Annotated in this window: 24 protein-coding genes; 4 read left to right on the plus strand and 20 right to left on the minus strand. The window is 66.0% G+C overall.

Annotated features, from left to right (window positions below; translation table 11 throughout):
- Nucleotides 1–100: 100 nt before the first annotated feature.
- From guaA to LXM94_RS26055, 4 genes are all read right to left on the minus strand, one after another.
- A complete protein-coding gene (gene guaA, locus LXM94_RS12455) occupies nt 101–1,663 on the minus strand; it encodes a glutamine-hydrolyzing GMP synthase (protein WP_235771714.1) in 1,563 nt (520 codons plus the stop codon).
- A gap of 62 nt (nt 1,664–1,725) precedes the next feature.
- Nucleotides 1,726–2,364 carry a 5'-methylthioadenosine/S-adenosylhomocysteine nucleosidase gene (locus tag LXM94_RS12460; RefSeq protein WP_235771715.1) on the minus strand — a complete coding sequence of 213 codons (639 nt, stop codon included), beginning with the start codon at nt 2,362–2,364 and terminating at the stop codon, nt 1,726–1,728.
- Nucleotides 2,361–2,810, minus strand: a complete 450-nt coding sequence (locus LXM94_RS12465) for a PaaI family thioesterase (protein WP_235771716.1) — start codon at nt 2,808–2,810, stop codon at nt 2,361–2,363. The genes LXM94_RS12460 and LXM94_RS12465 overlap by 4 nt, the downstream gene beginning before the upstream one ends.
- A 142-nt stretch (nt 2,811–2,952) precedes the next feature.
- Complete coding sequence (locus LXM94_RS26055; RefSeq protein WP_268965105.1) at nt 2,953–3,087, minus strand: hypothetical protein; 135 nt, start codon at nt 3,085–3,087, stop codon at nt 2,953–2,955.
- An 85-nt stretch (nt 3,088–3,172) separates the two neighbouring features.
- On the opposite strand from LXM94_RS26055, the gene LXM94_RS12470 reads away from it, so the two are divergent.
- The gene (locus tag LXM94_RS12470) at nt 3,173–3,724 is read left to right on the plus strand and encodes a GNAT family N-acetyltransferase (RefSeq protein WP_235771717.1); all 552 of its coding nucleotides are present in this window, start codon (nt 3,173–3,175) and stop codon (nt 3,722–3,724) included.
- Nucleotides 3,725–3,737: 13 nt separating this feature from the next.
- Here LXM94_RS12470 and LXM94_RS12475 read toward each other — a convergent pair whose 3' ends face one another.
- The 9 genes from LXM94_RS12475 to LXM94_RS12515 form a co-directional block, all read right to left on the minus strand.
- Nucleotides 3,738–4,823 carry a DUF1513 domain-containing protein gene (locus LXM94_RS12475; protein WP_408015634.1) on the minus strand — a complete coding sequence of 362 codons (1,086 nt, stop codon included), beginning with the start codon at nt 4,821–4,823 and terminating at the stop codon, nt 3,738–3,740.
- A gap of 17 nt (nt 4,824–4,840) precedes the next feature.
- Nucleotides 4,841–5,926: an imelysin family protein gene (locus LXM94_RS12480; RefSeq protein WP_408015635.1), complete on the minus strand. Its 1,086-nt coding sequence runs from the start codon at nt 5,924–5,926 to the stop codon at nt 4,841–4,843.
- Nucleotides 5,923–7,464 carry a di-heme oxidoreductase family protein gene (locus LXM94_RS12485; RefSeq protein ID WP_235771720.1) on the minus strand — a complete coding sequence of 514 codons (1,542 nt, stop codon included), beginning with the start codon at nt 7,462–7,464 and terminating at the stop codon, nt 5,923–5,925. Before LXM94_RS12485 ends, LXM94_RS12480 begins: the two co-directional genes overlap by 4 nt.
- Nucleotides 7,465–7,508: 44 nt before the next feature.
- The gene (locus LXM94_RS12490) at nt 7,509–8,789 is read right to left on the minus strand and encodes an imelysin family protein (protein WP_235771721.1); all 1,281 of its coding nucleotides are present in this window, start codon (nt 8,787–8,789) and stop codon (nt 7,509–7,511) included.
- Between the two features lie 253 nt (nt 8,790–9,042).
- The gene (locus LXM94_RS12495; protein ID WP_235771723.1) at nt 9,043–10,332 is read right to left on the minus strand and encodes an RsmB/NOP family class I SAM-dependent RNA methyltransferase; all 1,290 of its coding nucleotides are present in this window, start codon (nt 10,330–10,332) and stop codon (nt 9,043–9,045) included.
- 64 nt (nt 10,333–10,396) lie between these two features.
- Nucleotides 10,397–10,765 carry a septal ring lytic transglycosylase RlpA family protein gene (locus LXM94_RS12500; protein ID WP_235771724.1) on the minus strand — a complete coding sequence of 123 codons (369 nt, stop codon included), beginning with the start codon at nt 10,763–10,765 and terminating at the stop codon, nt 10,397–10,399.
- A 369-nt stretch (nt 10,766–11,134) separates the two neighbouring features.
- On the minus strand, nt 11,135–12,010 hold the full coding sequence (locus LXM94_RS12505) for an SDR family oxidoreductase (RefSeq protein WP_235771726.1): 876 nt from the start codon (nt 12,008–12,010) through the stop codon (nt 11,135–11,137).
- A complete protein-coding gene (gene queG, locus LXM94_RS12510) occupies nt 12,007–13,170 on the minus strand; it encodes a tRNA epoxyqueuosine(34) reductase QueG (protein WP_235771728.1) in 1,164 nt (387 codons plus the stop codon). Before queG ends, LXM94_RS12505 begins: the two co-directional genes overlap by 4 nt.
- Nucleotides 13,171–13,178: 8 nt before the next feature.
- Entirely contained in the window at nt 13,179–13,871 is a 693-nt protein-coding gene (locus tag LXM94_RS12515) for a glutathione S-transferase family protein (RefSeq protein ID WP_235771730.1), read from the minus strand.
- A 170-nt stretch (nt 13,872–14,041) separates the two neighbouring features.
- On the opposite strand from LXM94_RS12515, the gene LXM94_RS12520 reads away from it, so the two are divergent.
- Nucleotides 14,042–14,848, plus strand: coding sequence for an undecaprenyl-diphosphate phosphatase (locus tag LXM94_RS12520; RefSeq protein WP_235771732.1), 807 nt, complete (start codon nt 14,042–14,044; stop codon nt 14,846–14,848).
- 42 nt (nt 14,849–14,890) lie between these two features.
- Here the strand turns inward: LXM94_RS12520 and LXM94_RS12525 are convergent, their stop codons facing one another.
- From LXM94_RS12525 to dnaN, 7 genes are all read right to left on the minus strand, one after another.
- Complete coding sequence (locus LXM94_RS12525; RefSeq protein ID WP_235771734.1) at nt 14,891–15,043, minus strand: hypothetical protein; 153 nt, start codon at nt 15,041–15,043, stop codon at nt 14,891–14,893.
- Nucleotides 15,044–15,246: 203 nt separating this feature from the next.
- Complete coding sequence (locus tag LXM94_RS12530) at nt 15,247–16,227, minus strand: complex I NDUFA9 subunit family protein (protein ID WP_235771736.1); 981 nt, start codon at nt 16,225–16,227, stop codon at nt 15,247–15,249.
- A 116-nt stretch (nt 16,228–16,343) separates the two neighbouring features.
- A complete protein-coding gene (locus tag LXM94_RS12535) occupies nt 16,344–16,631 on the minus strand; it encodes a DUF1330 domain-containing protein (protein WP_235771738.1) in 288 nt (95 codons plus the stop codon).
- Nucleotides 16,632–16,649: 18 nt separating this feature from the next.
- Nucleotides 16,650–17,348: an orotidine-5'-phosphate decarboxylase gene (gene pyrF / locus LXM94_RS12540; protein WP_235771740.1), complete on the minus strand. Its 699-nt coding sequence runs from the start codon at nt 17,346–17,348 to the stop codon at nt 16,650–16,652.
- Nucleotides 17,335–17,931, minus strand: coding sequence for a histidine phosphatase family protein (locus LXM94_RS12545; RefSeq protein ID WP_235771742.1), 597 nt, complete (start codon nt 17,929–17,931; stop codon nt 17,335–17,337). The genes pyrF and LXM94_RS12545 overlap by 14 nt, the downstream gene beginning before the upstream one ends.
- 14 nt (nt 17,932–17,945) lie before the next feature.
- Nucleotides 17,946–18,548: a phospholipid N-methyltransferase PmtA gene (gene pmtA / locus LXM94_RS12550; protein ID WP_235771744.1), complete on the minus strand. Its 603-nt coding sequence runs from the start codon at nt 18,546–18,548 to the stop codon at nt 17,946–17,948.
- Nucleotides 18,549–18,753: 205 nt separating this feature from the next.
- The gene (gene dnaN / locus LXM94_RS12555) at nt 18,754–19,872 is read right to left on the minus strand and encodes a DNA polymerase III subunit beta (RefSeq protein ID WP_235771746.1); all 1,119 of its coding nucleotides are present in this window, start codon (nt 19,870–19,872) and stop codon (nt 18,754–18,756) included.
- Nucleotides 19,873–20,125: 253 nt separating this feature from the next.
- Between dnaN and rsmI the strand changes: the two genes are divergently transcribed.
- Nucleotides 20,126–21,040, plus strand: a complete 915-nt coding sequence (rsmI, locus tag LXM94_RS12560; protein WP_235771748.1) for a 16S rRNA (cytidine(1402)-2'-O)-methyltransferase — start codon at nt 20,126–20,128, stop codon at nt 21,038–21,040.
- Nucleotides 21,030–21,203 (plus strand): YraN family protein (locus LXM94_RS12565; RefSeq protein WP_235771758.1); only part of this gene is annotated, 174 nt, incomplete at its 3' end. The genes rsmI and LXM94_RS12565, both read left to right, overlap by 11 nt.

Below are 21,203 nucleotides of genomic sequence, written 5' to 3' on the forward strand. Positions count from 1 at the left end.
AGGCGAACCATCCGACGAAACAAGGGGCCGGACACAAGTCCGGCCCCTTCTGTTCTCGCAGTGGCGCCCAGGCGATGTCAGGCGCGCGCTCCCGTTCCCCTCATTCCCACTCGATCGTGCCCGGCGGCTTGCTGGTCACGTCGTAGACGACGCGGTTGATGCCGCGGACCTCATTGATGATGCGGGTCGCGGCGCGGCCGAGGAAGTTCATGTCGTAGGGATAGAAGTCCGCTGTCATGCCGTCGACGGAGGTGACGGCGCGCAGGGCGCAGACGAATTCGTAGGTGCGGCCGTCGCCCATGACGCCGACGGTCTGGACGGGCAGCAGCACGGCGAAGGCCTGCCAGATCTTGTCGTAGAGCCCGGCCTTGCGGATCTCGTCGAGATAGATGGCGTCGGCCTCGCGCAGGATATCGAGCTTGTCGCGGGTGATGCCGCCGGGGCAGCGGATGGCGAGGCCCGGTCCCGGGAAGGGATGGCGGCCGATGAAGCTTTCGGGCAGGCCGAGTTCGCGACCGAGCACGCGCACCTCGTCCTTGAACAGTTCGCGCAAGGGTTCCACGAGCTTCATGTTCATGCGCTCGGGCAGGCCGCCGACATTGTGATGCGATTTGATGGTGACCGAAGGACCGCCGGTGAAGGAAACGCTCTCGATGACATCCGGATAGAGCGTGCCCTGGGCGAGGAAGTCGGCGCCGCCGAGCTTCTTCGCCTCGTCTTCGAACACCTCGATGAACAGGCGGCCGATGATCTTGCGCTTGGTTTCCGGGTCGGAGACGCCCTCCAGCTCGCCGACGAAGCGATCGACCGCATCGACATGGATGAGGTGCAGGTTGTAGTGCTCGCGGAACATGGCAACGACATCCGCCGCCTCGTTCTTGCGCATCAGGCCGTGGTCGACGAGGATGCAGGTGAGCTGCGCGCCGACCGCCTCGTGGATGAGGAGGGCTGCGACCGACGAATCGACGCCGCCCGACAGGGCACAGATGACGCGCCTGTCGCCGACCTGCTCGCGGATGGCTTCCACGGCGCGGGCGCGGTAGGCCGACATCGACCAGTCGCCCTTGATGCCGGCGATCTTGTGCACGAAGTTGGAGAGCAGCTTCGCGCCGTCCGGCGTGTGCACCACTTCGGGATGGAACATCGTCGTGTAGTAGCGCCTCGCCTCGTTGACGCAGATCGCGAAGGGGGCGTTTTCCGAGATGCCGATGATCTCGAAGCCCTCCGGCGCCACGGTGACGCGGTCGCCGTGGCTCATCCAGACCGGATACCGGTTGCCGACCTCCCAGAAGCCGTCGAACAGCGGGCTCGCCTTCAGGATTTCGACATCGGCCCGGCCGAATTCGCGGGCGTGGCCGCCTTCCACCCTGCCGCCGAGCTGGGTTGCGAGGGTCTGCTGCCCGTAGCAGATGGCGAGGATCGGCAGGCCGGAATCGAAGGCGACCTGCGGTGCGCGGGGGCTGCCCTGGTCGAGAACCGAGGCCGGTCCGCCGGAGAAGATGATCGCTTTCGGTTTCATGCGGTGGAAGGCTTCTTCCGCCGACTGGAAGGGGATGATCTCGCAATAGACGCCGGCTTCGCGCACGCGCCGCCCGATGAGCTGGGTCACCTGGCTGCCGAAATCGATGATGAGGACGCTGTCGGGATGGGCTGTCTGGGTCATGGCGAGCCTTTAGAGAAAAATGGCCCGGTGCGCAACGGGGATCGGCGCGGATTTCCAGCGCCTCAGAGTGCGATCGCCCCGTTGGCGACCGCTTCCTCAAGCCGGTCGACGGCGGCCGCAAGCCTCTCGTCGATCACATGCAGGTATTCCGTCCAGTCGCCGACATGCCGCAGCTCCGCCTTGCCGTCGGAAATGCCGCGCAACCCGACGAGCGGAAGACCGAACGCCTGGCAGGCGCGCAGGATGGCAAAGGTCTCCATCTCCACCATGTCCGCGTCGATCGACTGATAGGCAGGCCCCGAGACGATGTTCGCCCCGGTGGAGAGCCGTGCCGTTGCGACGCCCGGGATGACGACGGGGAGCGGAATCGAGACCGGCAGATCGAGAAACGGCGTCACGCCTTTTTCGAATCCGAACGGCGAGGCATCCATGTCGCGGTAGGAGACGGAAACCGCCTGGTAGACCTCCGTCTGTTCGAGTGTCGCCGAGCCGGCCGAACCAAGCGAGATGACGAGATGCGGCAGGCTGTCCCGCGCGTCCAGATGGGCAAATGCCCTCGTCGCCTGGACCGCAGCCTCGACCGGGCCGACGCCGGTCATCAGCGGCGAGATCCGCTCCCGTAGGTGCACGCCATATTCCGCATCCACCGCCATGATGTAGAGCAGCCTGCGGCCGGCAACCGTCTTCAGTTCGAAAGTCATCCGGCAATACCCTGTCTGCCGCGGACGACCATCATCGTCCCGGTCATCGACGCGATGAGTTTGGCGGGGCCGTCCGACAGCGCGTAGCCGCGTCCGTCGGCGACGATGATCGTCGTGCCGGGCTTCGTCACCTCGCCGCGGAACAGGAATCGCTCACCGCGACCCGGCGACATCAGGTTGACCTTGAACTCGATGGTGAGGATCGAGGCGTCCGGGTCGATCACCGTATAGGCGGCATAGCCGCAGGCCGAATCGAGCGCCGCGGAAATCACGCCCGCATGCAGGAACCCGTGCTGCTGCGTCAGTTTCTCGTCGAACGGCAGTTCGATCTCCACCGTCCCGTGCTCCACCCGGCAGAGTTCGGCGCCGATGAGCCGCATCGCGGCCTGGCGGGCGAAGCTTGCGGTAATGCGGCCGTGAAAATCGGCTGGTGGAAGGTCTGTCATGCGGAGCCCGATCGCTATGCGGAACGGCGCGGTGGACGGCCGTCTAAGACAACCCTCGCACGCCGTATGCTGCATCGCAAGAGTGGGCGGGCCTTCAATCGAGCGCGACGACCACACGGTTCAGCACGGCCGCAAGGGCGGCTCATGCGCAACAGGGCAGGAAGGGGGCCGCCGCCAGCCGGTCGCGACGCGAGGTCGCGATGACGGAGCCGATGACAAGGCCGCTGCCGGCAACGGCAGGCAGAAAGAGAATGTAGGCCGGCGGTTGTCGCGGCATGCCGCCCGACCTGGCGCCGGCGGACCGCTTTTCCAGCGGGCCTGCGCGGTCTTTTCCGGGCGCCCCGCGTTCCTACATAGGGTATATGGACGGAAATTTCGTCGAGATCAGGAACGGCAGGACAGCCGATGTCTTCGACATCGGTCGCATCCTCGTGGAGACGTGGCAATTCGCCTTTCGCGGTTTGCTGGCGGATGATTTTCTCGACGCCATGTCGCCGGCCGATCAGGCGGTCCGCCATCTCGGGCGGCGGCGTACGCCCGACGTCCGCCATTGCGTTGCCGTCGACCGGTTGACGGGAGAGATTGTCGGCTTCGTCAATTTCGGGCCGGCGCGCGGCGGTTCCGGCGCGAAGGCCGCGGAAATCTATGCGCTCTATGTCCGGCCGCCCTATCAGGGCATCGGCATCGGTTCGCGCCTGGTGAAGGCGGCCGCATGCCGCGTGATGGCCAGCGGCCAGGCCTCGCTCTTCGCCTGGGTGCTGTCGACCAATCCGAATCGCGGCTTTTACGAAAGGCTCGGCGCGCGGCCGGTCGAAATCGGCCCGATCCGGCTCGGTGGTGTGACCTATGAGCAGATCGCCTATGCTTGGCATGATGTCGAGATGCTGCTGACCGACGACGCGGGCGCCCGGTGACGCCGGCGGCCTGTCATCGGCCGAGCCGAAGAAGGTGCTGGTCGAAGGCGACCGGCTCCGTCCGGTCGCCGAAACGGCCGGCATAGGAGGTGACCGCGAAATCGTCCTTTGCCGGTGCTATGCCGGCAGCGTCGCGGACGATATGCCGGCGGACGATCCTCCCGGTCGCAATTTCGACGCTGAGGCTGACGCCGCCCTTCGGCGAGACGAGGCCGACCAGGCCGGCCGGCCTGTTGACCGCGATCGCCCCCACATAGTTGGCGAGCGCCCGTGTCGCGGTCTCGGGAAGGTCGAGGAAGCGGATCGGCTCTCCCCTGGCGAAGCTGCCGGCCAGCGGCGGCATGTCGTTGCGCGGACCCTCGTACTGGCAGGCGAACCAGATGCGCCCGCTGGCGTCCATGTCGACATGGCGCGTGGACAGCTGGCGTAGAGCATGGGGCATTCCGTGTTTCTCGATGAGCGTACCGGTCGCCGCGTCGATCAGCGTGAGCGAGGGCTCCATGCGGTCGAGATTGAGTTTGGTGCGGCCGAAGTCCGGATGCGTTTCGATGCCGCCATTTGCGACAACGAGCATGCTGCCATCCGGCGACACGGTCATGTCGTGCGTGCCGATGCCATGGGTGTCGAATTCGCCGATCCGTTGATAGCCGTCCGCCGCGGCGTAGATGCCGACCGTGCCGCGGTTGGCGTCGAAGTCGTTTTCGCTGGCATAGAGCAGGCGCCCGTCCGGCGAGAAACAGCCATGGCCGAAGAAGTGGCGGTCTTCGCCGCAATGGATGACCTGCGGCGCCGTTCGCCCGCGGGTGTCGAAGATCAGGGCGAAGGTGCCGGGACGGCGCGCGAAGGCGACGGTGTGGCCGGTTTCCGCCGAATACGCCATGCCGTGGCTGCGGGCGGGCAGCCCGACCCGGTCGATGATCCTGCCGTCCTCGGCGAGTGTCGCCAGTCCGAAAGAGCCGTCCGCGTCCATGAAACCGGAGGCGAAGACGGCGTCGGTGCGGTCGAGCGCAAAGGCACCGCCCGGCGCGAGCCCCGCCGCCCACGCGGCGCCGGCCATCTTCAGGAAGCGGCGGCGGTCGAGCGGCGCAGAGCGCGCGATTGCCTGCGCAGCCATCGTCAATCCCCGTCGGCAAAGGAGAAGCCGGCGCCGAGGCCGACGGCGCCGCCGTAGTCCCGGTTGAGCCGCTCAAGCAGGTCGTTCGTGTTGAGCACGAGATAGTCGAGTTTCGCCTGGCCATCCGGCGTATCGACGAACTGCTCCACAGGACTGTCGATCGAGCGGGCCATGCGAATGATCGATCGTTCGAGGAACTCGATCGAGCCGGCGAGCGAGCGAGCGTCCTCGTCGAGAAGCTCGGCCATGCCGGCAGCCTGCCACAGGTCGCGGATGCCTTCCACATTGCCGGCAATGCTCGGGAACGTGTTGGCCGAGCGCCAGTAGATCGCCGATTTCGGCCGGGTGCGTTCGCCCGGGCCGGGATAGAAGGCACGCAGCCGCTGGTCCTTCACCGCTTCGACCCCGTGCACCAGAATGCCGAGCAGGCCGGCAACGGCTTCGCCGTCGTCGCGGTAGACCGGATTGTCGGGGCCGGGATGCTTCCACGCGGATTGGACGCCGTCCGGCTGCTCCCAGGCGGCGGAGAGTTCGCCGGCCACGACGTCGAGATTGCCCGCGACGGCCGCGCCGTAGCGGCAGCGGAAGCCGGCGGCATCCTGCACGAGCGTCTCGGAGCCGGTGCCGAACAGCACGAACTCCAGCGCGCCCAATCCCTGCATGGCGACACTTTTTCCCTTGAGGTTCGCGGCGACGGTGGCGCTTTCATCCGGCTTGGCGAGCAGGGCCTGCACCTGCTTCAGTCCCGTTCCTTTCCTGTCCGGGTAAAACAGGAAACGCTCGAACCGGTTCGCCTCGAGCGCGGGTCCGACGCGGACGATCTCGATATGCGACCAGCGCGCGACGACCGCGTCGAAGCCGTTTCGCGCGGCTTCGAGGGTCGCATCCGATGGCGTCACGCAAAGAGCCTGCATCGCATTGCCGAGGCCGGCGGTCGCCGTCTTCAGGTCGCGGTAGCCGGGCCGGATGAAGCCGTCGACGGCGCGCTCCAGGACCTTCGGGATGGCGGCCTGGTTCAGGGCGGCCGCGGGTGCGGCGAAGCCGAGGGCGCCGGCAAGGACGGCGATGGCGGGGAAGGGGCGCATCAGAGAGACTCCAGAAAGGCGACGAGGGCGTCGCGGTCGGCTTTTTCCATGGCGGCGAATCGGTCTCGGGCGGTCTCGGCTTCGCCGCCGTGCCAAAGGATGGCCTCGGTCAGGTCGCGGGCCCGGCCGTCATGCAGGAAGAACGTATGCCCGCTCACCGTCTTGGTGAGCCCGATCCCCCAGAGCGGCGGCGTCCGCCACTCCTTGCCGGACGCGGCCCCCACCTGCTGGCCGTCCGCGAGCCCGTCCCCCATGTCATGCAGCAGGAAGTCGGAATAGGGCCAGATGAGCTGGAAGGCATGCGCCCTGTTGCCGGCATCGCGCCGGGTGACGAATTTCGGCGTGTGGCAGGCGGCGCATCCCGCCTCGTAGAACAGTTTCTTGCCGGCGAGCGTTTCGGGGAAGCTCGCCTTGCGGCGGGCCGGAACCGCCAAGTTTTCGGCGTAGAAGGTCACGAGATCAAGAACCGGCTCCGGCGCTTCCGTGTCGCCGAGCCGCGGCTGGACGCCCACGGGCAAGGCGAGACAGGCCTGCTGCCGATCCGTGCAGTCGCCATGGCTGCGGTCTGCCTCCGGCGTGGAGATGCCGATGTCGCCGGCAAACGCCTCTGCGCTCTGCTGCCGCACGGTCACGTTCTGTGCCTTCCAGCCGAAGCGGGCGAGCGCGAGCCTGCCTGTCGCGGGGTCGCGGGCCGTGCCCGGTCGGCCGCTGATCCCGTCGCCGTTCGTGTCCGCCGGGTCGGCCAGGGCCAGAATATCCGCCTCGTGAATCGCCTGGATCAGGCCGAGGCCGATCATCGGCTGGGTGACGCGCGGCGACAGCGTGGTCGTCGGATCGAGATCGCCGTAGGCGAGATCCGCCACCGAATAGGCCGGGCGCCGCAGCGACACGACGTCCCCGCCCGCGAGGGTACGGCTTTCCTCGGTGTAAGCGATGGCCATGCGCCCTTCGGCGGCGAGGCCCGGCACCGCCAGATCCTGCAATTGTCCGCCATAGACCGGGTCCGGCAGGCTGGCGATCTCGAAGGCGGCGAGGCGGGCTCTCTCCGCGTCGTCTGCCGGCGGACGGGCGAGCCGCAGGAACATGGACGTCGCGTCGCGCGCTCCTTCCGGCGGATGGCCCCGGCCGTCCTTCAGATGGCAGCTCTGGCAGGCGCGCGCGTTGAAGAGCGGCCCAAGTCCGTCCGAGGCCTGCGTGGAGGAGGGGGAGGAGACCCAGAGCTTCCGGAACAGCGCGTTCCCGAGCTTGAACGTCTCCTCTTCCTTGAAGGTCAGATTGGCGGAAAAATGCGAGAAACTGTCGGCATTGGTTGCGGCGATCGACGTTGCGCCGCCGCCCGACATCGCCTCGTACGGCTCGGCCTTGGTAAAGTCGCGCGTCGGTGCGATGACGGAGAGGACGCGGCTGCGGTCGTTGCCGGAAAGGTCGGTTCGCTCGCCGGAATGCACCCCCGCGACGGGATCACCAGCGACCGACACGGCCGCTGCGGCCAAAAGAACTGCGGCCGCGGCAAACCCTCTGAACGTCGATATGCCCGTCATGGAAATCGGGCCGCCCGTGGATGCGGGCGGCCCGCCTTCGTCTGTTATTGGAAGACGGCGTTAGGATTATCCAGGCTGTCGGATCCTTCAAGCTCGATCGTGCCGAGATCGAGAGACGAAATGACGCGCTCGATCGTCTTCGTCTGATCGATGAGCCCGTCGATCGCGGCCTGGACCGCGGCATTGCCCTCCGCGTTGCCTTCGCCGATCATCTGGTCGTAGGCCTCGGTTGTCTCGGCGCGCTTCGCCATTGTCTGCATCGCCTCGACGGTCGTGGCCAGCTTCGCCTTCATTTCGTCGTCGAGCGCCTTGTCCTTCTCCGCGACGAGTTCGGAGAGCGACGGGCCGGAAAGCTTGGTGCCGTCCGGTCGCGTGTATTCGCCCGTATAGACCGTCTGGATGCCGACGGCGTCGTAGAGATGCGAATTGTGCGTGTTGTCGGAGAAGCAGTCGTGCTCCTCTTCTGGATCATGCAGCAGCAGGCCGAGCTTCATGCGCTCGCCGGCGAGCTCCCCGTAGGAGAGCGAACCCATGCCGGTCAGCATCGCCGAGAGGCCGGCCTTCGGGTCGGCCGTGACGGTCTTCGCGGCATCGCCCTCCGGGGCCCAGGCGGCGACCATCTCTTCGAGGTCGGTCACGAGCAGCAACGAAGCGGCCTTGAGATAGGCGGCGCGGCGGTCGCAATTGCCGCTGGTGCAATTCTTCGTGTCGAAGTCGGTGGCCGGGCGGTTGCCGGCGCCGGCGCCGGTTCCGTTCAGGTCCTGGCCCCAGAGCAGGAACTCGATGGCGTGATAGCCGGTCGCGACGTTCGCCTCGACGCCGCCAGCCTCCTGCAGGGAGCCGGCGATCAGCTCGGGCGTGATCGCCGTCGCATCCACGTCCTTGCCATCGACCTTGAGGGTCGGATTGGCGATGACATTGGCGGTGAAGAGCGCGTTTTCGTCGCTTTCCGTACCGTAGCTCGGGTCGACATAGTCGATCAGCCCCTCGTCGAGCGGCCAGGCATTCACCTTGCCTTCCCAGTCGTCCACGGCGGCGTTGCCGAAGCGATAGGCCTCCGTCTGCTGGTAGGGAACGCGGGCCTTGAGCCACGCTGCGCGCGCTGCCTTCAGCGTCTCGTCGGTGGGGGTGGCGATCAGCGCGTCGATGGCGACGCCGAGGTCCTTCGCGGCGGCAAGCGAGTCGGAAAACTTCGCATGCGCGATCTCTGCATAGTGCGTCACGATCGCGGCCGGGTCGGCCGCCGCATGGGCGGTCGAGACCGAAAGGCTGGAGGCGGCCGCAAGCAAAGCGACGGCTGCGGTACGAATAAGGGCGGTTTTCATGGCGTCTCCTGGTGTCCCGTTCAGGTCCTGCCGATCCGGCTGCCCTCTCCAGGGGACGTATCGCCGGACGCTTCTTCGGGCGGCGGCCGTGAGGCAGCCGCTCGGGCGCCACTGTCATGACGCAATTTAAAAATGGTGTCAAAGAGTATAGTTTAGAAAGATTTGAAGGAAGCAGCCCGCCCCGCAGGGCATTTCGGTCGGATCGCGTCGAAACACCCCGACCCGCCGACCGCGCCGCTGCCGGGCGACCTTCCTAAGCGGCCCGCCCCATCACGCAGAAGAAGAAGCCGTCCGTATCGGTCGAGGCGGGCGTCAGCGTGACCGTCTTCATGTCCGCCGACCATGGCTGCGGCTTGTCGGTGCCGAAAAGGTCCTGCCAGACCTCGGCGGCGGACAGGATCTCGAATTCCGGATGGTCGTCGCAGAAGCCGTAGACCTGGTTCTCGTTTTCTTCCGGCAGGACGGAGCACGTGACGTAGACAAGATAGCCGCCGGGCCGCACGAAGGTGGCAGCACTGGCGAGCGCCTGCTGCTGCTGCGCGAGGCGCTCCTCGAGGTTCTTTTCCGTGAGCCGCCACTTGGTATCGGGCCGCCGCCGCCACGTGCCGGTGCCGGTGCAAGGCGCATCCACCAGGACGCGGTCGAAGCGGCCGGCGAGCGGTGCGAGGCTGGCGATGCTCTCGTGCACCTGCACGTTGCGGGTTCCCGCCCGCTTCAGCCGTTCGATGATCGGGGCGAGCCGCTTGCGGTCGGTATCATAGGCGTGCACTTGGCCCTTGTTGTTCATCGCGGCCGCCATTGCAAGCGTCTTGCCGCCGCCGCCCGCGCAGAAGTCGAGAATCTGTTCGCCCTCCTGCGCGAAGACGAGATCGGCGACGACCTGCGAGCCTTCGTCCTGCACCTCGAACCAGCCCTTCTGGAAGGAGAGTTCGGCGGTGACGTTCGGAAGCCGCGAGGCGCCTTCGCCGGCGGGAATGCGGATTCCGAAACGCGAGAGCTTCGTCGGTTCCGCGCCGGCGCGCTCGAGTGCCTTCAGAACCTTGTCGCGATTGGCCTTCAGCGTGTTGACACGAAGGTCGAGTGTCGGCCGTCCGGCAAGCGAGCGCGCCTCCTGAAGCCAGTCGTCGGAAAAATTCTGCTCGAACGAGGGCTGCACCCATTCCGGGATGTCGCCTTGTACATGCAGGGGCGCCGCGGCAAGATCCCGTGCCGCAAATGCGGCAAGCGTCCCGGCCGGCGGCGGTGCGGGGGCGAAGCGGTCACCCTCGAATTCCGTGGCGAGCGTTTCGGGGCTGAAGCCCCACTGGCGCAGCATGACGGCATATCCGAGCGCCGCGGCGCTGTCGTCGTCCATCAGGAAGGCATGCGACAGCTTCATGCGCAGCGCGTCGTAGACGATGTTGCCGATCGCCGCCCGATCGCCGGACCCGGCGAACCGGTGGGAGAGACCCCAGTCCTTCAGCGCGTCGGCGACGGGACGCCTGCGTGCCTCGATATCCGCCAGAACTTCGATCGCTCCACTGAGCCGGCCACCCAATCGCATACTCTTACTCCGTTTGCGCCGTGGTAGCGGCGATGGCCGGCAAGAGCAAGATGCCTGCGGCTGGTCAGCCGACGATCTGGTAGCAGACCTTGGCATGGCCGGAGCGGACCATACCGATATGCGAGGCGGCTGCCCTGGAAAGATCGAGCACGCGGCCGCGAATGAACGGGCCGCGGTCGTTGATGCGGACCACGACGCTCTTGCCGTTGCGCGCATTCGTCACCCTCACCTTCGTGCCGAAGCGCAGGCTGCGATGCGCCGCGGTCATGAGGGTGGGGTTCATGCGCTCGCCGGAGGCGGTACGCGAGGTGAGGGCGTACCAGGACGCACGACCGCAGCCGTCCGCTGCAGCATTTGCATCGTCAGCGATGGCAATTCCGCCGGCGATTGCAATAACGGCAGCGAGTGCCGCAGAACAGATTTTCGATGACATAGATCAATCGGCCCTTTGTGGTCGAACGTCGTTTTTCTTGATTTCAAAGGGCCGTATTGGGGTGAAAAGTGGCAAAAAAGTGCCTCAACCGATCACCATATCTGGTGGGTCGCGCAAACATATGCTGTTTCCGTGAACGGATTGACTGAGGGAGCCGGCGTCGAGGCGCGGAAAAATTCTTTCGAATCAACCGGTAAGCCAGTTTTGCGAAAAGTGAGCAAAATTCGATGTCGCCAGGCCAATTGTGAGGAAAATTATATCACGACGAGCGTAGAATCCGCGCGTTTTCCGGCCTGATTTTAAGAAGGCTTTCGTTAAAGTTGCATCTTTTCTGCGAAGGAGGTCGCGAAACGCGGGTGTGCGGCGGGGTCAGCCGCGCCAGATGCCGCTTTTCCAGAGCTGTTCCAGCGACTGTCGATAGTCCGGATAGCGGAAGCGGAAACCGAGGTCACGGATCTTCCTGTTGGAGACGCGCTTGTTCTCGCCCCAGAAGGAGCGGGCCATCGGAGAGAGTTCCGCCATCTCAAAGGGGATTTCCGGCGGCATGTCCGCACCCATCAGCGCGGCAGCCTCGGCGACCACATCCTGTGGGGGGCCGGGCTCGTGATCGGTGATGTTGAAGATGCCGCCGAGCTTGCGTTCGGCGAGAAAGACGGCAGCCGATCCGATGTCCTCGACGCGGATGCGATTGAAGACCTGGCCATCCTTGATGAGTCGTCGCGCCGTGCCGGCAGCGATGTTACAGAAGGCGTTGCGGCCCGGACCGTAGATACCCGAAAGGCGCAGAACGGCAACGGGCAGACCCTGCGCCCGACCCCAGTCGAGCCATCGCCTCTCCGCGTCCACCCGTTCGACCGAGCGGGACGAAACGGGGTGAAGCTCAGCCGTCTCGTCGACCCAGTTTCCCTTGTGGTCGCCGTAGACGCCGACGGTCGAGAGATAGGCCGCCCATCGCAGTGCCGGAAACAGCGTCTCGAGCCGCGGCGCCTCGTCGCGGAACATCGGATCGCCGAGGGCGCCGGGCGCAATCGACTGGACGAGGTGGGTGGTAGCGGCCATCGCCTTCTCGACCTCGGCGGAAAGGGTCTCGCCGTCGTAAAGCAGCGGCGTGATGCCGAGCCCGGCAAGCTGGTCCGCCTTCTCGGCCGAGCGGGTCGTGCCATAGACCGCCGCGCCCGTGTCCATGAAGGCCTTTGCGATGGCGCGCCCCGAAAAGCCCGCCCCCAGGATCAATAGCTGTTTCATGCCAGTTCCGTTTCCGCCTGTCGGTATTCGTCGAGCACCGTCTGATCGCCTTCGTCGCGGGCCCCGCGCGCGAAGCGCCGGAAGGCCTCCACGGGCATGAGACGGGAGAGCGCCCAGACTGCCATCCCCCGTATCGTGGGGGAAGGGTCATGCGCAAGCGCTTGGCAACGGTCGACGAGCGTGACGTCGCCGGAGTTGCCGGCCGCGATCAGGACATTGCGGACGAACCGGTCCCTGCCGATGCGCTTGACGGGAGACCCTGAAAAGAGACTGCGGAAGGCCGCATCGTCGAGCGTCAGCAGGAAGGCGATCTCGGGCGCGCGCAGATCGTCGCGCGCCTTGAGCTTCATTTCCGAGGCGGCAGCGGCGAATTTGTTCCATGGACAGGCCGCGAGACAGTCGTCGCAGCCGTAGATGCGGTTGCCGATCAGCGGCCGCAGCGGGCGGTCGATCGGGCCCTTGTGTTCGATCGTGAGGTAGGAGATGCAGCGGCGGGCGTCGATCTTGTAGGGCGCCGGGAAGGCGGCTGTCGGGCAGGCGTCGAGGCAGGCGCGGCAGGAGCCGCAGTGGTCGCTGTCGGGCTCGTCGCAATCCAGTTCCGCCGTCGTGAAGAGGCTGCCGAGAAAGAGCCAGGAGCCGTAGTCGCGGCTGACCAGGTTGGTGTGCTTGCCCTGCCAGCCGAGACCGGCGCTCTGCGCGAGCGGCTTCTCCATAACGGGTGCGGTGTCGACGAAAACCTTGACGTCCGCCCCGGCGCGGGCGGCGAAACGGGTCGCTACCTCCTTGAGCCGCCCCTTGATCAGATCATGATAGTCGCGGTTCTGGGCATAGACCGAGATCGCCGCGCGATCCCTCATCGCAAGGACCGTGCGCGGGTCGTGCTCCGGGCCGTAATTCATGCCGAAGAGCGCGATGGCGCGCACCTCGCTCCAGAGCGTGCGCGGATCCGCACGCCGGGCCTCGGTTTCGGCAAGCCAGTCCATCGTGCCGTGATAGCCGGCGTCGAGAAAGTCTGCGAGCCGCTGCGGCGCCTCCGGGATGGCATCCGGCCGGGTGATGCGACAAAGATCGAAGCCCTTGCCAAGGGCCTCCGCGCGCAGGAAATCCGTCAGCCGGCGGCGGCGTTCCCTTTCCCGCGGCTCGTTCCTCCCGCAGGACATGGCGACCCTCAGAAGTCCAGGTCGGCGTAGTGCGAGACCGGCGTTACGCCGCGCACCCGCTCGGCAAGCAGCGGACGGAAGGACGGCCGTGACTTCAGCCGCTGGTACCAGTCCTTGGCCTGCGGCGCGTCCGCCCAGGCGATCTCCCCGAGATAGTCGAGGACGGAAACCGAGGCGGCCGCCGCGAGATCGGCATAGCTCAGGCGGTTTCCGGCGAGATAGGTCCGTGAACCGGCAAGCCAGGACAGATACTTCAGGTGCTGGCGGATGTTGGCGCGGGCGTTGCGCAGCACCTTGCTGTCCGGTGCACCGCCGCCCTGCTCGGCCGTCATCTGCAGCTTGAAGATCCGCTCGCGCACGAGCGGCCGGGTCACGTCCTGCTCGAGCTTCAGCAGGAACCACTCGACGAGGCGACGGATTTCGGCCCGCTGGAAGGGGTCTTCGGCGAGCAGCCGCTTGTCGCGCTTGAGCACGCCGTGCGTCTCGTCGAGATATTCGGATATCACGGTTGCGCCGCAAAGCGCCCTCATGCTGTCGTCGACGTAGACAGGCAAGGTGCCCGCCGGATTGAGTGCCAGGAAGTCGCGGCGGTTTTCCCACGGCTGCTCTTCGGCAAAGTCCGTCTGATAGCCGTATTCCGTCAGGATCAGCCGGACGAAGCGGGACGCGGAAGACATGGGATGATGGTAAAGTATCGGCATTTCAGGCTTTGCGGTTCTACTTGAGATGGCCCGGTGCAGACACGCGGGCATGGGAGTTTGGACTGTTCATCGCTCCGGTCATGAAGCTATAGGAAGGTGATCGCGCAAACACAAGCGAATCGGTGTCGGGCCGCGACACCGTCCTTCCACCATTGCATCAGGGAATTTTCATGGCCGATCAATCGATTGTAAGCGCTCTCGTGCTGGGTCTCATCGAGGGCCTCACCGAGTTCATCCCCGTTTCCTCCACCGCGCATCTGCTTCTCGCCGGCCATTTTCTCGGCTTCAAGTCGCCGGGAAACACCTTCGCCGTTCTCATCCAGCTCGGCGCCATCCTGGCGATCCTGTCGGTCTATGCGACGAAGCTTGTCGGCATCGCGCTCTCCCTTCCGACGAGCGCAGAGGCGCGGCGTTTCGTGTTCAACGTGCTCATCGCCTTCCTGCCGGCGGCCGTGATCGGCGCTCTCGCCCACGACTTCATCAAGACGGTGCTGTTCGAGACGCCGATGCTCATCTGCATCGTGCTCATCGTCGGCGGGGTCATCCTCTATGCGATCGACCGGATGCCACTGACGCCGCGCTACACCGATATCGGCACCTATCCTCTTTCGCTCTGCCTGAAGATCGGCCTGTTCCAGTGCCTGGCGATGGTCCCGGGCACATCCCGTTCGGGGGCGACGATCGCCGGTGCGCTGCTGATGGGCACCGACAAGCGTTCCGCCGCGGAATTCTCGTTCTTCCTCGCCATGCCGACGATGGTCGGGGCCTTCGCGCTCGACCTCTACAAGAACCGCAGCCTTCTCGACTGGAACGATATCGGCGTCATCGCCGCCGGCTTCCTCGCAGCCTTCGTAGCCGCGCTGCTTGTCGTACGATCCCTGCTCGAATTCGTCTCACGCCGCGGCTTCACGCCCTTTGCGATCTGGCGGATCCTGATCGGAACCGCCGGGCTCGTCGCGCTGATGATTTTCGGCTGAATGGAAGAGCCGTCCGGTGAAGGTCGGACGGCGTCCAGGCCCTTAGCGGGTGGTGGCGGTGGTCGTGCAGGGGTCGACGCCATAGGCCGGCGCGCAGCCCTGCTTGCTCGCGACGACGGTGGTCGGCGCAGCGAAGGAACCGGCGACGATCACCAGAGCCGCGCAGCCGAAGAAGAGTGCAATTGCCTTGCCCATTCAGGTAAGCCTTCTTAAGAAATGATCAGCGCCGAGTCCGCATCTCGCGGACCATGACGTGGCGCGGGCGGTGTTTATTCGCCGGGCCGATAAACATCAATATGCGATCATGCTGAATCCGCGGTAAAGGCCGCACTGCAGATATCACTGCGGCGGAATTGCAACGGCTGCCAGCCGTTGCCCCCTGCCACGCACGGCGCCGGTCAGGCTGCCTTGCCACTGCGGGTAAACTGGCCCTGCGGACGATAGCGCACCAGATAGGACGGCAGGATCACCTCGGCGAGCGCCGGCGTGATGCCGATCGCCTGGATGGTGCGGCCCTCCTTCTTGGCCTCGTCGGAGACGATGTTGTCGGATCTCAGCAGCGTCACCTGATCGGCCGTCAGCGGCGGGGCGATGAAGGGCACGAGCGAGGCGACGGACCCCATCATCGATGCGATGCGGAAGGGGAGCGACACGAAGGAGCGCTTCCGGTCTATGATGCGCAGCATCATCTCGAGACACTGGCGGAAACTCAGGACCTCGGGGCCGCCGAGTTCGTAGATCCGGCCGCGGTCGATCGTGCCGTCGACGGAGCGTGCGACTGCCTCGGCGACGTCGGCGACATAGACCGGCTGGAACTTGGTGTGGCCGCCGCCGATCAGCGGCAGGGCCGGCGCGAAACGTGCCATCTCGGCGAACTTGTTGAAGAAACCGTCCTCAGGCCCGAAGATGATGGACGGGCGCAGGATGATGGCATCGGGTTTCGTTTCGAGGATCGCCTTCTCCGCACGGCCCTTCGTGCGGCCGTAGCTCGATGCGGAATTGACGTCGGCGCCGATGGCGGAGACATGGGTCAGCGTGGCGCCGGCGGCGCGCGCGGCTTCAGCCACGGCGCGTGCGCCGAAATCCTGCACGGAATCGAACGTGTTGCGGCCGCTCTCGAAGAGGATGCCGACGCAGTTGACGACATGATCGGCACCCTGGACGGCGCGGTCGACGGAGGCGCGGTAACGCAGGTTCGCCTGGACGAAGGAAATCTGGCCGAGGCCGCCGATCGGTTGAAGGAAGCCGGCGAGATCCGGCCGGCGCACGGCTACGCGGATTCGGTAGCCGCGCCGGGCGAGCGCCCGCACCACGTGCCGACCCACGAAACCCGATCCACCGAAAACGGTGACTAGCGGCGGAAGGTTGGACAAGGTCATGGGGCTGCTCCTGAGCACGAAGAGGTGGGTGAGGCCTACATAGCCGAAAGCGCCCGGCAGGTGAAGGCACCGCGCGCCCGATCGGGGCGGCCGATTGGCGCAGACGGTGGCGGGTCTCAGACGCCCTCGACCACCACCATCTCTGCGTCCGCCGCTTCCTGCCGGATCGCGGCAGCGCGCTGGTATTCGGGCGAATGGTAGCAGTCGACGGCCGCCTGAAGCGAGGGGAACTCGATGACGACGTTGCGCGCCCGGACCTCGCCTTCGAGGCGCTGGAAGGGCCCGCCGCGCGCGAGGAAGGTCGCGCCATATCTTTCGAAGGCCGGTTTGGCCGCGGCGACATAGTCCTTGTAGCGCTCGGGGTCGCGGATATCGACGCGCGCGATCCAGTATCCCTTGGGCATTGTCTTTCCTCCCGGCCGTCAGGCGGCCGTTGCCGCATCCATCTCGGACAGGATGGCCCTGGCCGCCGCAAGCGGATCGTCGGCCTGGACGATCGGGCGCGCGACGACGAGATGGCTCGCCCCGGCCTTCAGAGCCTCCGCCGGCGTCATAACACGCTTCTGGTCGCCCCTGTCGGCACCGGCCGGCCGGATGCCGGGCGTCACGATCGCCATGTCGGGGCCGACGATCTTGCGCACGGCCTTCGCTTCCTCCGCCGAGCAGACGACGCCGCCCATGCCGGCGATGCGGGCCTGCTCCGCCCGCCTGAGCACGAGCGTGTGCGGATCGTATTCATAACCCGCGCTGATCAGATCCTTCTCGTCCATGGAGGTGAGCACCGTCACGCCCAGCAGGCAGAGGCCGGAGCCCTCCGCGGCCTTGACCGCGGCCACCATCGCCTTCGGATAGGCATGCAGCGTCAGCATCGACACGCCCATCCGGGCAATGTTCTCCACGCCCTTCGCAACCGTGTTGTCGATGTCGAGCAGCTTCATGTCGAGGAAGATCTTCTTGCCCTCGCGCGCGAGATCCCGCGCGAATTCGAGCCCGCCTGCGAAGGCGAGCTGGTAGCCGATCTTGTAGAAGAGGACGTTGCTTCCGAGCGTGCGGACGATGCTTTCCGCATCCCGGATGCTCGGCACGTCCAGCCCGACGATGAGGCGGTCACGCGCTGCCATGGTCGAATCCCTCGAAGCTTTCCATCGGGGTCCAGTTGCACGTAACGGCCCGGTCCGCAAGCCGGAAGGCGAAGAGATTGCCGCCGCCCGCCGGCTGGTCCTGTAAGCGGGAGATCGGCTGCCCGGCGAGATGGCATTTCAGCAGGGTGCCGACGCCGCCATGGCCAACGAAGGCGATCGGAACGGACGGGTCATGGCCGGTCAGCACGGCGTCCACGGCGGCCGCGATGCGGCGCTGGGCGTCGATGGCGCGCTCCCAGCCGCGGTAGCTCTTCTCCGGATGGGCGAAGAACCGGTCGGCGGCGGCCTCGAAGGCCGGCGGATCGAGAAATCCGGTCGCCGAACGGTCGTTCTCGCCCATGCCGGCCCGAATTTCGATGGCAACGCGCCCGTCGGCGAGCACCTCCGCCGTTTCGATCGCCTTGCGCTCGCCGCTCGAAACGAGGCGGCCGACTCCGGCCATCCAGCGTGTCGCCGAAGCGTTGCGGGCTCTCGCCCGCCCGCAGTCGGAGAGTTGCCAGTCAGGCACCGGAACACTTGCGTCGATCCGGACCTGCGGGTGGCTGATATAGAGCGCCAACATTCGCCCGGACCGCGTCAGTGCGTCCTGCGGTAGACCCAGAGCTGCGCCGGCGGAATGTTGCGGACAACGAAGTCGAGATGCGAGATCTGGTAGCGGTCGGGCATCGCGATGACGGGGGAGAGCGGGCCGTAGGAAATCTGCACGACGGGTCGCCCGACCGGGATGCGGCCCAGCAGGTCTTCAATCAGCGATACGCGCCTGTGCATCGGGAAATTGAGGAGAGGCACCGCCGACACGACGCTGTCGAAGGTCTGGTCCTTCAGGTCGCCCAGCGTCCTGTCGAGATCGAACGCGTCGCCGTTGATGAAGCGGACGCCGGAAAAGCGCGCGAGGAGATGATTGTAGAAGTCCGTCGAATATTCGACGGAAACGAGGCGAGCGGGCTCGATGCCGCGCTGGAGAATCGCTTTCGTGATGACGCCTGTGCCGGGACCGAGCTCGAGGACCGGAAGGTCGGAGGACGGGTCCGTAACGCTCGCCATGCGTCGTGCCGTGACGGAGGATGTCGGAATGATCGAGCCCACCGCCCTGGTATTGCTCATCCAGCCTTTGAAGAAGCGAATCTCGTCGTCGAATTTCCTGCCGAGACGTTCCTTGACCCTGACCCGCAAATTCATCTCGTCCCCCGGTTCGCCTCATGCTTCGGACCCGCCCGACACGGCTTTCGCGGGGAGTATGTGGACGAATTTGCGTCAAAAACAAGTCTGTAAACGTCGCCGGTCGAAACTTCTTTTTGGAATATGGCGCCGGCAATGCCTTGTTCGGAAAAAAGAAATCCGCCGCCCGCCGGAGGGCGGGACGATCGGGCGAAGGCGCGCCCGGTCAGACGCGCATCGGCATCAGCACATAGAGGGCGTCGTCGCCGGCGAGATCGCGCACCAGCGTCGGCGAACCGGGATCGGCCAGCATGAAAACGGCATCGGTGCCGGAGAGCTGTGCCGTGATGTCGAGCAGGTATTTCGCGTTGAAGCCGATCTCCAGCGGATCGTTGTCGTAGCCGACCGGAAGCTCTTCCGTCGCACTGCCGGAATCCGGGTTGTTGACCGTGAGCGTCATCTGGCCGTCGGCCAGCGACAGCTTCACCGCGCGGCCGCGCTCCGAGGAGATGGTGGAAACACGGTCGACGGCCTGGGCGAAGGACTGGCAGTCGATCTTGAGTTCTTTGTCGTTGTTCGCCGGAATGACACGCTGGTAATCCGGAAACGTGCCGTCGATGAGTTTCGACGTCATGATGATCGAGCCGATCGTGAAGCGGATCTTGGCGTCCGACACTTCCACCGAGACGACGACGTCCGGCGTGTCGACGAGCTTCTGCAGTTCGCCGACGGTCTTGCGCGGGATGATGATGCCGGGCATGCCCTCCGACCCCGACGGCGCCTCGATGTCGGCGCGCGCAAGACGGTGGCCGTCGGTCGCAACCGCACGCAGCTTGAGCTTGCCGTCGCTCTCGATGGTATGGATGAAGATGCCGTTCAGATAATAGCGCGTCTCTTCCGTCGAGATCGCGAACTGCGTGCGGTCGATCAGCATCTTGAGGTCCGTCGCCTTGATGCGGAACGTGTGGGTGAAGCTGCCGGCGGTGAGATCGGGGAAGTCCGCCTGCGGCAGGCATTGCAGCGAGAACTTGGAGCGGCCGGAGGCGACGGTCATCGTCGCGCCATCCGGGTTGGTGGAGAGCAGCACTTCGGAACCGTCCGGCAGCTTGCGCACGATGTCGTAGAGCAGATGCGCGGGCACCGTCGTGGCACCGGCCTGCTCGACCTGCGCCGCCGTGGCTTCCGTGATTTCGAGGTCGAGGTCCGTCGCCTTCATTTCGAGGCTCGCGCCGTCGGAGCGCAGCAGCACGTTCGAAAGGATCGGGATCGTGTTGCGCCGCTCGACCACGCGGTGCACGTGGTTCAGCGATTTCAGGAGGTTGGCCCGCTCGAGAGTTATGCGCATGGAGATCTACCGCTTTCGACCGCTTGCGCGCCGGAAGTCCGACGCGTTCCTAGTTCTTCGTTTCGGCAGGTGCCGGAAGGATGTGGACGGGCAAAATGGCAGAAACCCGCGAAGGATTGCAAGAGGCAAGCGGTCACGCCCCGCCATAATCCCCGGAGCGTCCACCTTGTCGTCTCTTCGCGGCTCGCTCATAAGGAGAGTCGCGTGAAGGCGCAGGCATGCCGAAAGGGGAATTCCGTTGAAGGAACGTCAGGTGAAGGATAGCAGCGGGGCGGGCGCCGAGCGGAGCTTCAGGCTGCACAACGCGCTGGTTCCCGCCCGTCCGCTCGAGCCGGCGCTCTACCTGGTCGCGACACCCATCGGCAATCTCGGCGATATCACGCTGCGCGCGCTGGAAACGCTTGCAGGCGCCGATGTGCTGGCCTGCGAGGATACGCGCGTGACGCGCGTCCTGCTCGACCGGTACGGGATCGTCAATCGGCCCTTTGCCTACCACGAACACAATGCGGACGAAGCCGGGGAGCGGCTGATCGCGGTGCTCGATGCCGGCAGGTCGGTTGCGCTCGTCTCCGACGCCGGCACGCCGCTCGTCTCAGACCCGGGTTACCGCCTCGGGCAGCGTGCCATCGAGGCGGGCCATCGCGTCGTCCCGATCCCCGGTGCCTCGGCGCCGCTTGCGGCATTGGTCGGCTCGGGGCTGCCGAACGACGCCTTCTTCTTCGGCGGCTTCCTGCCGACGAAGGACAAGGCCCGCCGCGATCGGCTGGCGGACGTGGCCGGCGTGCCGGCGACGCTTCTGTTCTTCGAGTCGCCGCACCGCATCGCGGCTACGCTTGCAGCCGCGGCGGACGTGCTCGGCGACGGGCGCCCGGCCTGCGTCTGTCGCGAGCTCACCAAGACGTTCGAGGAGTTCCGCCGCGGGACGCTCGGCGAACTGGCCGCGCATTACAATTCGGGAGGCACGGTGAGGGGCGAGATCGTGCTGGTCGTCGGTCCGCCGGCGGAGGCCGTGCCGATGGAGGCGCACGATGCGGATGCGATCCTGCGCCGGCTCGCCGGTTCGATGCCGGCGGGCAGGGCCGCGACGGAGGCGGCACGCCAGACGGGACTCCCGCGCCGTGACCTCTATCAGCGGCTTCTCGACTTGAAGGCTGGCGATGGCGGCTAGGCGGGCGGAAAAATCGGCCGACCCCAGACGGCGGAGGGCCTTCCGCCGCGGCCATGTCGCGGAATATGTCGCCGCCCTCTACCTGCTCTGCAAGGGCTACCGCATCGTCGCGCTGCGCTACCGCACGAAGCTTGGCGAGATCGACCTTGTCGCCCGCCGCGGC

The organism is Rhizobium alarense (genome assembly GCF_021555155.1).
Taxonomy (GTDB): Bacteria; Pseudomonadota; Alphaproteobacteria; order Rhizobiales; family Rhizobiaceae; genus Rhizobium_D; species Rhizobium_D alarense.

Coding starts and splice junctions, on each gene's coding strand:
- guaA (WP_235771714.1), bottom strand. CDS start 1,663: ATGACCCAGACAGCCCATCCCGACAGCGTCCTCATCATCGATTTCGGC.
- LXM94_RS12460 (WP_235771715.1), bottom strand. CDS start 2,364: ATGACTTTCGAACTGAAGACGGTTGCCGGCCGCAGGCTGCTCTACATC.
- LXM94_RS12465 (WP_235771716.1), bottom strand. CDS start 2,810: ATGACAGACCTTCCACCAGCCGATTTTCACGGCCGCATTACCGCAAGC.
- LXM94_RS26055 (WP_268965105.1), bottom strand. CDS start 3,087: ATGCCGCGACAACCGCCGGCCTACATTCTCTTTCTGCCTGCCGTTGCC.
- LXM94_RS12470 (WP_235771717.1), top strand. CDS start 3,173: ATGGACGGAAATTTCGTCGAGATCAGGAACGGCAGGACAGCCGATGTC.
- LXM94_RS12485 (WP_235771720.1), bottom strand. CDS start 7,464: ATGACGGGCATATCGACGTTCAGAGGGTTTGCCGCGGCCGCAGTTCTT.
- LXM94_RS12490 (WP_235771721.1), bottom strand. CDS start 8,789: ATGAAAACCGCCCTTATTCGTACCGCAGCCGTCGCTTTGCTTGCGGCC.
- LXM94_RS12495 (WP_235771723.1), bottom strand. CDS start 10,332: ATGCGATTGGGTGGCCGGCTCAGTGGAGCGATCGAAGTTCTGGCGGAT.
- LXM94_RS12500 (WP_235771724.1), bottom strand. CDS start 10,765: ATGTCATCGAAAATCTGTTCTGCGGCACTCGCTGCCGTTATTGCAATC.
- LXM94_RS12505 (WP_235771726.1), bottom strand. CDS start 12,010: ATGAAACAGCTATTGATCCTGGGGGCGGGCTTTTCGGGGCGCGCCATC.
- queG (WP_235771728.1), bottom strand. CDS start 13,170: ATGTCCTGCGGGAGGAACGAGCCGCGGGAAAGGGAACGCCGCCGCCGG.
- LXM94_RS12515 (WP_235771730.1), bottom strand. CDS start 13,871: ATGCCGATACTTTACCATCATCCCATGTCTTCCGCGTCCCGCTTCGTC.
- LXM94_RS12520 (WP_235771732.1), top strand. CDS start 14,042: ATGGCCGATCAATCGATTGTAAGCGCTCTCGTGCTGGGTCTCATCGAG.
- LXM94_RS12525 (WP_235771734.1), bottom strand. CDS start 15,043: ATGGGCAAGGCAATTGCACTCTTCTTCGGCTGCGCGGCTCTGGTGATC.
- LXM94_RS12530 (WP_235771736.1), bottom strand. CDS start 16,227: ATGACCTTGTCCAACCTTCCGCCGCTAGTCACCGTTTTCGGTGGATCG.
- LXM94_RS12535 (WP_235771738.1), bottom strand. CDS start 16,631: ATGCCCAAGGGATACTGGATCGCGCGCGTCGATATCCGCGACCCCGAG.
- pyrF (WP_235771740.1), bottom strand. CDS start 17,348: ATGGCAGCGCGTGACCGCCTCATCGTCGGGCTGGACGTGCCGAGCATC.
- LXM94_RS12545 (WP_235771742.1), bottom strand. CDS start 17,931: ATGTTGGCGCTCTATATCAGCCACCCGCAGGTCCGGATCGACGCAAGT.
- pmtA (WP_235771744.1), bottom strand. CDS start 18,548: ATGAATTTGCGGGTCAGGGTCAAGGAACGTCTCGGCAGGAAATTCGAC.
- dnaN (WP_235771746.1), bottom strand. CDS start 19,872: ATGCGCATAACTCTCGAGCGGGCCAACCTCCTGAAATCGCTGAACCAC.